Origin of the sequence: [Scytonema hofmanni] UTEX 2349, assembly GCF_000582685.1 — a bacterium.
Lineage (GTDB): Bacteria > Cyanobacteriota > Cyanobacteriia > Cyanobacteriales > Nostocaceae > Hassallia > Hassallia hofmanni.
The window spans coordinates 3,284,595-3,295,646 of sequence record NZ_KK073768.1 but is presented as its reverse complement, the minus strand read 5'-3'; the positions used below and the strand labels follow the sequence as shown (position 1 = coordinate 3,295,646).

13 protein-coding genes are annotated in these 11,052 nt (G+C 43.2%); 8 read left to right on the top strand and 5 right to left on the bottom strand.

All coding sequences use genetic code 11. The features are described 5' to 3' along the window. From TOL9009_RS45880 to glpX, 3 genes are all read right to left on the bottom strand, one after another. Window positions 1–317: UPF0182 family protein (locus tag TOL9009_RS45880; RefSeq protein ID WP_038296460.1), on the bottom strand; the 317-nt coding region annotated here is incomplete at its 3' end. 161 nt (window positions 318–478) lie between these two features. Next, window positions 479–1,765, bottom strand: a complete 1,287-nt coding sequence (locus TOL9009_RS0119790; protein ID WP_029634314.1) for a glutamyl-tRNA reductase — start codon at window positions 1,763–1,765, stop codon at window positions 479–481. A 157-nt stretch (window positions 1,766–1,922) separates the two neighbouring features. Further along, the gene (glpX, locus tag TOL9009_RS0119785) at window positions 1,923–2,960 is read right to left on the bottom strand and encodes a class II fructose-bisphosphatase (RefSeq protein WP_029634313.1); all 1,038 of its coding nucleotides are present in this window, start codon (window positions 2,958–2,960) and stop codon (window positions 1,923–1,925) included. A gap of 432 nt (window positions 2,961–3,392) precedes the next feature. Here glpX and TOL9009_RS0119780 point away from each other — a divergent pair, with 432 nt between their 5' ends. The 7 genes from TOL9009_RS0119780 (at window position 3,393) to grxD (ending at window position 8,011) form a co-directional block, all read left to right on the top strand. Then, a complete protein-coding gene (locus TOL9009_RS0119780; protein ID WP_029634312.1) occupies window positions 3,393–4,085 on the top strand; it encodes a class I SAM-dependent methyltransferase in 693 nt (230 codons plus the stop codon). Between the two features lie 90 nt (window positions 4,086–4,175). Further along, window positions 4,176–4,490, top strand: a complete 315-nt coding sequence (grxC, locus tag TOL9009_RS0119775; RefSeq protein ID WP_029634311.1) for a glutaredoxin 3 — start codon at window positions 4,176–4,178, stop codon at window positions 4,488–4,490. Between the two features lie 185 nt (window positions 4,491–4,675). Beyond that, on the top strand, window positions 4,676–5,161 hold the full coding sequence (locus tag TOL9009_RS0119765) for a nucleoside deaminase (protein WP_072022155.1): 486 nt from the start codon (window positions 4,676–4,678) through the stop codon (window positions 5,159–5,161). Window positions 5,162–5,272: 111 nt separating this feature from the next. Continuing rightward, window positions 5,273–6,043, top strand: a complete 771-nt coding sequence (locus TOL9009_RS0119760; RefSeq protein ID WP_144238401.1) for a lysophospholipid acyltransferase family protein — start codon at window positions 5,273–5,275, stop codon at window positions 6,041–6,043. A 312-nt stretch (window positions 6,044–6,355) separates the two neighbouring features. Next, window positions 6,356–6,994, top strand: coding sequence for a hypothetical protein (locus TOL9009_RS0119750; RefSeq protein ID WP_029634308.1), 639 nt, complete (start codon window positions 6,356–6,358; stop codon window positions 6,992–6,994). A gap of 212 nt (window positions 6,995–7,206) precedes the next feature. Further along, window positions 7,207–7,464, top strand: coding sequence for a BolA family protein (locus TOL9009_RS0119745; RefSeq protein WP_029634307.1), 258 nt, complete (start codon window positions 7,207–7,209; stop codon window positions 7,462–7,464). 223 nt (window positions 7,465–7,687) lie between these two features. After that, on the top strand, window positions 7,688–8,011 hold the full coding sequence (grxD, locus tag TOL9009_RS0119740; RefSeq protein ID WP_029634306.1) for a Grx4 family monothiol glutaredoxin: 324 nt from the start codon (window positions 7,688–7,690) through the stop codon (window positions 8,009–8,011). Between the two features lie 356 nt (window positions 8,012–8,367). On the opposite strand, the gene TOL9009_RS0119735 is transcribed toward grxD, so the two are convergent. After that, complete coding sequence (locus TOL9009_RS0119735) at window positions 8,368–8,628, bottom strand: DUF6761 family protein (RefSeq protein ID WP_029634305.1); 261 nt, start codon at window positions 8,626–8,628, stop codon at window positions 8,368–8,370. A 566-nt stretch (window positions 8,629–9,194) separates the two neighbouring features. On the opposite strand from TOL9009_RS0119735, the gene TOL9009_RS0119730 reads away from it, so the two are divergent. Then, window positions 9,195–9,986: a response regulator transcription factor gene (locus tag TOL9009_RS0119730; protein WP_029634304.1), complete on the top strand. Its 792-nt coding sequence runs from the start codon at window positions 9,195–9,197 to the stop codon at window positions 9,984–9,986. A 103-nt stretch (window positions 9,987–10,089) separates the two neighbouring features. Here TOL9009_RS0119730 and TOL9009_RS0119725 read toward each other — a convergent pair whose 3' ends face one another. After that, entirely contained in the window at window positions 10,090–10,857 is a 768-nt protein-coding gene (locus TOL9009_RS0119725; RefSeq protein WP_029634303.1) for an ABC transporter ATP-binding protein, read from the bottom strand. Window positions 10,858–11,052: the final 195 nt, after the last annotated feature.

Genomic DNA, 11,052 nt, shown 5'->3' with positions numbered 1-11,052 from the left:
CCCCCTTGTCCCCTTGTCCCCCTTGTCTCCCTTGTCTCCCTTGTCTCCCTTGTCTCCCTTGTCCCCCACTCCCCCACTCCCCCACTCCCCCTCTCCCCCGCTCCTCGATTGGCTATAGCCAAGTTAAACAGCAAAAAACCTGCTGAAGTGAAAAAAGCGATCGCGCACAATCCCAGTTGCGACAACAAGCGCAACCAAAATACCTGTAAATATCCAACTTCATCAAACCAAAGAATTTCTGCTGCTAGTTGTGAGGCTAAATCAAATAACAGCCACAAACCCAGCAGCAGTACAAATACTTTAAAAGTACGTTTCATCAAATTGCTGCTTTTGGATTGACTTCTATCTAAAATTTTCCATCCAAAATCTCAAATTAGCAGGACTTACGCACGGACTACGTATTTCCGTCCCTATCGACCCAAGGAAGCAATCTCAAAATCTTGTTTTGTCGAGCAGGAGTGCGTAAGCCCTAATCAATTTAACCAAACTGCTCACCTGAATCTAAATTAAACAACATTTGCAGAGTTTGCATACAACGGCGTCTTGCGTCAACATCTTGTTGAGCGCGTAACTGCACCATCGGGTCATGTAAAATTTTATTAACAATTCCTCGTGTTAGAGCCTCAATGATTTCCTGATGTTTCTCGCCGAATTCGGAACCCAATCGCGATAAAGCTTTTTCTAATTCTTGTTCGCGAATGGTTTCGATTTTATTCCGCAGACAGCTGATTGTAGTGACAGTTTCTAAACTGCGCCACCAAATATCAAAAGCTTCCGCTTCTTCGTCTAGTAAACCCTCTGCCTCCTGCGCCATCTTGCGACGGCTTTCGTAGTTTTGCGCCACCACCGCCTTCAAATCATCCACATTGAAGGCTTGTACGTTTTCCACCTCATTCACGTCCACATGGACGTTACGAGGTACGGCAATATCAAATACCATTAAAGGTTGGTTCGGCGCTAAAACCATTTCTAATTTAGCGCGGTCAAGTATCGGCTCGGTTGCAGAAGTACTCGTAAACACTAAATCACTCTCGGCAATTACTGGCATCATGTCCGACATTGGATGAATTTGAATATTGTGGTCGGGATACTGCCCTGCCAGTTCTGCGGCACGTTCGATAGAGCGATTTAAAATGCAAATTTTCGCAGCACCTTTCGATATTAAGTGTTGCACAAGTAACCGGGACATTTTGCCAGCACCGAGAATTGCTACTCGACAAGCCGCTAAATTTTGCACCTTCATTTGCGCCAATTCTACAGCTGCGGAACTGATAGAGACTGCCCCAGTACCAATACTAGTTTCAGTCCGAACCCGCTTACCAGCTGTCAGCGTTTGTTTAAATAATCGATTCAAAATGGTTTTAATACCGTTGTATTGCTGTCCCAGTTTGTGAGCATGTTTCACCTGAGCCAGAATTTGACCTTCTCCCAGCACCAGACTATCTAAACCTGCTGACACTCGCATCAGATGCATTACCGCATCTTGGTGCAGCAACATAAACAGGTGTTGTCGCAAAGAAGCAGAAGGCAACTTGCTGTATTCAGAAAGAAACTGAGTAACTTCTCGGATACCCTGTTCAGTTTCTGGAGTCACGATGTAAATTTCTAGGCGGTTACAAGTGCTGAGAATTGCGACTTCTTGAATATGAGGATAGCTAGTTAAGTGAGCGATCGCACTTTCAGCTTGCGCTTCTAGAATACTCAGCTTTTCCCGGACTTCTACTGGGGCTGTCTTATGGCTTAACCCCACCACTGCTATATGCATATGTTAAATCGTAATTGCTAAATGGGGAATTGGAAAAGGGGAAGGGGGAAAGGGGAAGGGGGAAGGGGGAAAGGGAGGGGAAGGGGAAAATATTTCTTCTTTTTTTACCTTTTACCTTTACCCTTTTCCCCTCTTTAAAATCCCCAGTCCCTAATCCCTAGTGCAATTGCACAATCTTCGGCTCGCCAGACATGTGAATCGTATCCACAAAACGAACACTTTTTGACTGGCTGGAAATAACTAAGCTTTGAGTTCTTGCCCCACCGTGGAAGAAGCGTACACCTTGCATTAAGTTACCGCTTGTGATACCGCAGGCAGCGAATAGCACAGTGTTACCAGATGCTAATTCATGAGCATCGTAGACCTTATCGACGTCAGTGATATTCATAGAATTCATCCGCTCGATGTTGGCTTCTTTGCTTTCACCAATCAAACCTGTTTTCACTACTTCTGGATCGTAGATCAATTGACCTTGAAAGTGTCCACCCATAGCACGCATTGCAGCGGCGGAAATTACACCTTCAGGAGCGGCACCAATACCCATCAGACAATGAATGTTAGTCCCGGCAAAACCACAGGATACGGCTGCACCGACATCACCATCGGAAATTAGTTGCACTCTCGCGCCGGCTTCGCGGATTTCTTTAATCAAACCGTTGTGGCGTTCGCGCTTCATGACTACTACCACAAGTTCCTCAATAGAGCGCTCTAAACACTCCGCGAGAATCTTGAGGTTTTCCGTTGCTGACTTGTCGATGTCTACTTTGCCCTTGGCAGCTGGAGGTGCTGCTAGTTTCTTCATGTAGAAATCAGGTGCAGCAAATAATCCACCTTTTTCGGAAATTGCCAACACAGCCATCGAACCGGGTTGTCCGTATGCTACTAGGTTTGTACCTTCGCAGGGGTCAACGGCGATGTCAATTTCCACTAATTCATCTGGGTTACAGAAGTCTTTGGCATCTTCACGAGAACAGATACCTACTTCTTCGCCGATGTACAGCATAGGGGCATTATCGCGTTCGCCTTCGCCGATAACAATGCGACCGCGCATGTGAATTTTGTTCATTCGTTCCCGCATGGCTTCTACAGCCACTTGGTCTGCGATGTCTTTTTCGCCCTTGCCCATCCAACGTGCGGAGGCGATCGCCGCTTGTTCAACAACCTCAATAATTTCTAAACCAAGTGTATTTTCCACAAACTCTGCCCTCTAAATTGCTTGACTTACCGTGTTTTTATCAATGATTTCAGTTTTCAAGTCTACCAAAGGGCGGATACACCTGGAAAATAGTCTTGCCTTGCTTCTGTGTTAAGTTTTGCTGCTAACTGCTTTTATACTTGTAATCTCTAACACTTACTCATCGGTATAAATTGAGTGTTAATGACATCAGCAGCAATCACTAACCCAACTTATGTTACCAAGTATTTTTGTGAAATCGAAAGCCGCTTTATAAATACAAAAGCTTCACCCAGCAGAAACTTACAAGGAAGATAACATGAAATCACGAATGTTTATATTACGTATGATTATAAGTATAGTGAGAGCGAAATCTCTCTTGATTTACTGATAATCTTATCAGTAATGAATTTTTAAATCATAAAATCTTTTTGATCAAGAGGTAAAAACACCGTGGGTTTAAAACTTGAAAAAGTCGTCCCTTGGGGACGTTCGATGACAGAGTATGTCAGAATGTTTCACCTGAAAGGTTCTGACTTCAACTTAAAAATTATTGATTGTGCTGGAGGTCCTGCCAGCTTCAACGCTCAAATGAATAGTCAAGGATATCAAGTAGTTTCTTGCGATCCAATTTATGAGTTCTCTAAGAGCGAGATTGCCAAACGCATTCAACAGACCTATTCGTTGATTATGAATGGGATTGAGAATAATCAACACAACTACCTTTGGATAGAAATTGAATCTCCCGCAAAGTTAGGGGAGATTCGCATGGCTGCAATGCATCAGTTTTTAGAAGATTTTCCCTTAGGGTTGGAGGAAAAACGTTATTTAACCGATGGTTTGCCAGTGCTACCATTTCAGGCAAATCAGTTTGATTTAGCCTTGTGTTCTCATTTTTTGTTTACCTATTCTGACCACTTTTCCGCAGAATTTCATATAGAGGCGATCGCTGAAATGTGCCGAGTCGCAAAAGAAGCCAGAATTTTTCCTCTCCTAAACATCTCCGGAGAACCCTCCCCCCTACTTCATCCAGTACTGAGCGAATTACAAAAGCAAGGATATGTAGTTGAAATCAAGCAAGTACCTTATGAATTTCAACGTGGTGGAAATCTACTTTTGCGCGTTTGTCAAGCAAAACGTGATTAATAATTTAGCAATTGGCTTTTTCTGCAACATTTTTTCACTCTTCTAATAGCTATCCTAGAAAAAAATTACCAAAATCCATAAAATCAAAATATGCTCAACTTTCTCAACCCCCTTTTAGGTCGTCACCCAGAACGAGTTAAGGCAAACGTGGAAATTTACACTTGGCAAACTTGCCCTTATTGCATCCGTGCCAAGACGCTACTTTGGTGGAAAGGTGTCAACTTCACCGAATACAAAATCGACGGTGACGAAGCAGCCAGAGCGAAAATGGCTGACCGCGCCAACGGACGCCGTAGCGTACCGCAGATTTTTATCAATAATCAGCACATTGGCGGCTGTGATGACATTTATCAGCTAGATACCCAAGGTCAACTTGACTCTCTTCTGGTCCAAGTCACTGTTTAGGGATTGGGCAATGGGCAATGGGCAATGGGCAATGGGCAATGGGCAATGGGCAATGGGCGCGCTCGCAGTGAGAATTAAAGAAGTAAAGCAAGTGCGTGAATAAATACAATTCTTTCCATGCCCCATGCCCTATGCCCTATGCCCCATGCCCATTGCCCCATGCCCATTGCCCTTCAGATAAGAATATGTTAACTGAATACTCAGAATATCTTATACATAGACAATGGATGACTCATGCCCTAGAATTTTCACAAGCAGCAGGTAATGCGGGAGAAGTTCCCGTAGGCGCTGTTATAATTGATTCATTTGGCAATTTTATTGCGGGGGGTGAAAATCGAAAAGAACGCGACAAAGACCCTACAGCTCATGCAGAAATTATCGCCATTAGGTCAGCTGCAAAAATATTGCAAAGCTGGCGTCTCAACGAATGTACCCTTTACGTAACTTTAGAACCTTGCCCGATGTGTGCCGGTGCTATTGTGCAAGCACGTTTAGGACTTCTTGTCTATAGCGTGGACGATCCAAAAACTGGCTCAATTCGTACCGTTGCCAATATACCTGATAGCGCCGCTTCTAACCACCGCTTGGGTGTAATCGCAGGAGTTGAAGAGTCTAAGAGTCGTCAACAGTTGCAAACCTGGTTTGAAGTGCGCCGAAGTGGCAAAATCTAACGGACAGAGATAAAACTGTCCGGTAGGTGCAACACAAATCAAAAAAGAAAATCTACGGTGTATCTAACATAGCTTTGATCGCAATTGACCCGACAATCAGCAGCCACCGTGATGATGGAACTTCGCACTTCCGCTAATATCCGCCAGAAAACATCTGCCAATTCTGAAATAATTACTAAATTGGCTCCTACGACCTCTCAAGTTTCTCCTTGGCTAGCTCCCTTGGCATATGTGTTAGGGCGTCATTTCCTTTTACCGTTCTTCTTTCGCCAAATCAGGATCATCGGCGAAGAACATATCCCCACCACTGGTCCAATTATCCTCGCTCCCACCCATCGAGCGCGTTGGGATGCATTGCTAGTCCCCTACGCAGTTAGTTGTTGTGTGGCAGGTCGAGATTTGCGTTTCATGGTAACAATCACTGAATGTCAAGGGTTTCAGGGCTGGTTTGTCAGACACTTGGGGGGGTTTCCTGTAGATATTAAACGCCCATCAATTAGCACCTTGCGGCACGGTGTTGAACTACTCGAGCAAGGAAAAACCTTGGTTATTTTTCCCGAAGGTGGGATTTATCGTGATGGTGAAGTTCACCCGTTAAAGCCAGGAATTGGACGTTTGGCTTTGAGTGCTGAATCTAGTCACCCAGGACTAGGAGTGAAAATTGTTCCGATCAATATTAATTACAGCCAACCTTATCCGAACTGGGGTACGGATGTTAGCATCCAAATTGGTTCACCGCTAGCAGTAGCAGATTACACTCATGGTTGCGTGAAACAAGAGGCTAAACGCCTAACAGCTGATTTAGCAAAGACACTACAACAATTAAGCCATCACGAATCAGAGATGATTAATCACAGATTTGCTGAAGTTCCTAATTCTTAGTCATGGGTTATGAATTCGGGCATGGGGCATGGGGCATGGGGCATTGGGAAGGGGAAAGGGGGAAAGGGGAAGGGGAAAAGGGAAAAACTTTTCTTCCTTTACCCTTTAACCTTTTCCCCTCATGAAATTCCTCCTTGTTTCCCACTCCCCCAGTCCCTTGTACGGTGGCTACGGGAACTCGATTACACCAATGTTTAGTCTCAAAGAAAGAAACTTAGTATTTAGCTTTGCTTTTATCAAAGACCAAAACAGAGTTAAGATACCCGAAGTTTCCATACTTATTGTGTGTAATTGTCGCGCCAATTTATAAGAATGAACTTTGCTACAATTCCCTTAATTCGCTTCAGTTGCTTATCATTGCTAGCAACCCTCAGCTTGCTATCACCTGTCAATGCTCAGGTAATCAAGTTACCAAGCAATCCCAACCAAGCACAGCCCATTGATCCCGATGACCCGAACAACCTCCGTCCCACTGCACCAAATGGTACTCTTTTAAGCATTGAAGGCGGCAAGCGTCTGATGAGTGAGGCAAGTAGTGCAGTTAGCTCTCAAAACTATGCTACTGCTGCGAAGAAACTCCAGGAAGCACGTCAGGTTTTTAACCAGCTATCTAATTTTTATCAAGACTTGAATTCTAGCTTTTCGGGAATTGATAACAGAATTTCTGATTCCCTGCGAAAAAAGGCGCTAGAAACTGCTCAAATGCGAGATGAATCCACCTATCAGTTAGCGCTGGTACATCGGGCGCAAAATCAGCCAGAATTAGCTGTGCCTTTGCTGGTTCAGATTATTCGCTCTCAAAACCCAACGCGGGACTTAGGTAAGAAGGCTTACCAGCAGTTATTAGAGTTAGGCTTTGTAGATTCTCCTTATCCTCGCACTGGTAGTAGTTCACCCTCCTCCCCCTCACCCCCCCGGCAAGGTAATAGTTCCTCTTCCCCAAAGAAATAAAAACTCTTTTTTCGTTGATTATTCTTTTCTCCTTCTCGCCCCGTCCTAAACCCCCAATGCTAGGATGGGGTTATGTGCCATGACATGGCGTTCTCAAAAAGTGTGCGATCGCTTTAGGCGTGTGCTAACCATTGCTAAAATCTTATGTTGGCAAAGGTAAGCGACACGTATTTGTTGTTAATAATAGAAACAGAAGTTTTTCAGGAATGGCGATGATTAGTCCGCAGCAAGTTGAGGCAATGATCAAGGCGGAACTGCCAGATGCCCAAGTTCAGGTGCAAGACTTGACTGGTGGTGGTGACCACTATCAAGTCACTGTAGTTTCACCGCAGTTTACAGGCAAGGGACTGGTGCAACAACATCAGTTAATTTATGGTGCTTTGCAGCAAGCCATGTCAAGTGATGCAATTCATGCTTTAGCACTTAAAACTTACACTCCTGAGGCTTGGCAGACAACAGCCGCTTCGTAAAGTTAGGTAGAGACGTTCCGCCGGAACGTCTGTACGGGAGCGCGGAACGTCTGTACGGGAGAGCGGAACGTCTGTACGGGATCACAGAACATCTGTACGGGAGCTATGAGTTGAAGAAGATTTTTAATTTGTAACTGCTAACTCTAGAAACGTTCTCCCGGAACTTTCTCTATCTAAATCTTGATTCTTCACTCTTGAAACCATAATAGGAAACCCAAAGAACATGACACCAGAAGTTAAAGAGAAAATTGACAACTTGGTAACGAAAAACAAGATTATGGTTTTCATGAAGGGTAACAAGTTGATGCCCCAGTGCGGATTCTCCAACAATGTTGTGCAGATTCTCAATACTTTGGGAGTTCCCTTTGAGACCCTTGACATTCTTGATGACCCAGAAATCCGTCAGGGAATTAAAGAATATTCCAATTGGCCCACAATTCCCCAAGTCTATATTGATGGTAAATTCGTCGGTGGTTCTGATATTTTGATTGAAATGTACAATAATGGCGAATTGAAACAATTGGTGGAAGTTGCTTTGGCTTCGTAAACCAAAACGTCTTTGGTGATTTGATGCTGTAAGCCCTTCCTTAAATCTTTCTCTAATAGAAATCTCCACGAAAGAGGTTTAGACCTAGCAGTGCTACGTCTCTACAGGGTTTTCGGGCAACGCATAATTAATTGGGGATGTCTAATGAATTAACAATGCTTCGGCATAGCGATCGCCATTGTTCTAAAATTCCTTCAGCTTTGTTTGGGCTAACCACACAAAACTGAAGGAATATTTTTTATAAATAAATACAATTTGTGCCATACAGACCTATATTGCCCATTGACCAATGCTGATAATATGTTATAATCATCAGCGTTGATTAATGGTTACTAACGATTTACTCTAAAAGGGTATTAGTAGTAATCGTGCTGTCGTTCTATCTCTGGCTCTAGTTGGGTCATGACGAAGTTTGAGCCATCGTACAAGTAACGGCTGGCTTCCTCTTCTAAACGATGAATCAAATAAGGTTCAATAGTGTTACTATGTCGCAGGGCGGCTAGATATCCATCCAAATACATCCGCATATCATCCGTCCGATAACCGCGATTCCATAGCTCGACGAAGGCGTCGGTAAGTCTTTGGTAGTAGCGAATGGTTTGTGTGTCTTGGAGCATAACAGACGATAGAAATCTCTTTGGAATCAGAATTGTAAATGATTCACATGGAAATGTGAAGTCATACTTTCAGGTTGCCATCAAATTAGAGATGATAACTCTACTTTGGGGATCACTACCTATTGGTTACAGTCTAACTAGATCCTATTCCAGAAGAAGGGGAAAAGGAATTGCTAGTAAGATATTAGAAATGATTTTCTCTTAAAGTAGCTTAAATTGACGGAGGGGTGTAAGCATTTATTTCATCTACCAGATGGAATAGTTTTTCATGTTTATGCACAAAGATAGCTTTGGTAATGATTAGCTTATTTGGTCAGATTTTGTTTGTCAATAGCAACGAGAGTGAAGCTAAGATGTTTAACGAATGATGATTTTACTTTCCCGGAATTCTAACAAAAATTTAAGAAGATTACCAATTCACCTTTCCCAAGGCATAAATTACCTACTTGTCAGCATTTTTATTAGAAAAAGTTATGCTAATCGTAATGGAGGTAACAAGGGCTACAAAACCTTAGACATTGGCTTTGTTACTTTGAAAGTCATCGACGCTAAGGGGTATTGCCACCGTGGGATCGGTTTGTATTGAAATCATTGAGGGAAATCCCCATCTGAGGTCGTTGCTGGGTTGGCACTTGCAACAACTAGAGTATCGCGTGCATCAAGCCGCCAGTATTTATCAAGCAAGGGAAGTTTTTATTAGCCAACAACCAACACTAATTATTCTTGATGCTGATTTGCCTGATGGTGATGGCATTGAGTTTTGCCGTTGGTTGCATCGTCAGCAACAACCTTTAATTTTAATGCTATCTGCCCGGACTAATGAAGCTGATATCGTCGCTGGTTTGAAAGCTGGGGCTGATGATTATCTCAGCAAACCTTTTGGGATGCAAGAGTTTCTAGCGCGGGTAGAAGCACTAATTCGCCGCAGACGCACACCTGTAGCGCCAGCTTACCTCGATTATGGCTCGATCCAAATCGATTTAGTGCAGCGTCGCGTCCGCTTTCAAGGCGAATTTATCGATTTAACACCTCAAGAGTTCAGCTTACTGTATGTTTTAGCACAAGCAGGCGGAGTGCCTCTAAGTAGGACAGAATTGCTACGTCGTGCTTGGCCAGATGCGATTGACAACCCACGGACTATTGATACTCACGTTTTATCATTACGAAAAAAAGTTGAACTCGATCCTCGACAACCTAGTTTGATTCAAACTATCCGCAATGTTGGATATCGCTTTAACATGGAAATTATAAATGCCAACCCGCCACAATCACAAGCAAAATTAGCGAAAGAGAGATTTACTAATCAACGTTCAACTCTTAGCAGTCAAATTCCGGAAGGGGAGGTGGTTACTGGGTAGTGGATAGTGGATGGTGGATAGTGGATGGTGGTTAGGAGTGCTTTTTGACAACTAACAACTAACAACTAACAACTAACGACTAACACCCAACACCTAACAACAATTAACTCCATTCTTCATCTGCTTGAGTTTGTGTTAGTGTCAAGCAAGCGCGTAAGTTAACCCAGTCTACCTCCAGGGCTTTTTGGTTTGCTAACAACTGACCTTGCTGTAGGTGTAATAAGCGGGTACAAGACATCTGGGCTAGCTCTAATTGGTGGTTTACCATGAGAACGGTGGTTTGATTACTTTGAGTTAACTCTTTTAAGACTTGCATCAGATGCTCTGCCCTGCCAATATCTAGAAAAGATGTTGGCTCGTCTAATAATAAAATTTTGGGTTGGATAATTAAACCACGAGCGATCGCTATTAATTGTCTTTGTCCTGCCGAAAGTTGCACCTCAGTCCTTCCTAACCAATCATTGGGAATGTTCAGTTGTTCTATCCAGTAACTTATGCGTTCCCCGATAGTCTGTTTGGCTAAACCACGCAAAACTAACGGGTAAGCTAAGGCTTCTGTCACTGTCATTCCCAATAATTTGGATTCTTGCGGTACGAGTGTCACACTAGCGCGTAACTCTAAGATGGGAATTTGCCGATATTCCTGATTTTCTAGATAGATTTTACCGCTACTCGGTTCATCAAGGCGGTTGATGAGGCGTAATAAGGAAGTTTTGCCAGCACCAGTCAGCCCGATAATAGCGATAAATTCGCCCTGGAATACCTCAAAGGAAATATCTTGTAATATAGGATATCCTTGTTGGTTGCTTTTCAGGGTTTTCAGTTTGGCAAATAGATTTACTTGCTCTAGCTTTAGTTTGGGATTATCCAAGTGCAAATTCGGTAAGTATTAATTTCTTTTATTACTCTCGCCAAATAAAATTTGAAAACCTATTTTCAGGTTAGTCCGTGCAGGCGGACTTTGTTTGTGTAACCGCGATTTTAATCGTCAGGGCTTCATAATTATTATTCTCTTTCCAGAGTTGTAAAAGCTTGTCGTTACCAACATATTTCAAAACCCTCGAAG

Coding starts and splice junctions, on each gene's coding strand:
- TOL9009_RS0119750 (WP_029634308.1), top strand. CDS start 6,356: ATGAACTTTGCTACAATTCCCTTAATTCGCTTCAGTTGCTTATCATTG.
- TOL9009_RS0119760 (WP_144238401.1), top strand. CDS start 5,273: ATGATGGAACTTCGCACTTCCGCTAATATCCGCCAGAAAACATCTGCC.
- TOL9009_RS0119745 (WP_029634307.1), top strand. CDS start 7,207: ATGATTAGTCCGCAGCAAGTTGAGGCAATGATCAAGGCGGAACTGCCA.
- grxD (WP_029634306.1), top strand. CDS start 7,688: ATGACACCAGAAGTTAAAGAGAAAATTGACAACTTGGTAACGAAAAAC.
- TOL9009_RS0119790 (WP_029634314.1), bottom strand. CDS start 1,765: ATGCATATAGCAGTGGTGGGGTTAAGCCATAAGACAGCCCCAGTAGAA.
- TOL9009_RS0119735 (WP_029634305.1), bottom strand. CDS start 8,628: ATGCTCCAAGACACACAAACCATTCGCTACTACCAAAGACTTACCGAC.
- grxC (WP_029634311.1), top strand. CDS start 4,176: ATGCTCAACTTTCTCAACCCCCTTTTAGGTCGTCACCCAGAACGAGTT.
- TOL9009_RS0119765 (WP_072022155.1), top strand. CDS start 4,676: ATGTTAACTGAATACTCAGAATATCTTATACATAGACAATGGATGACT.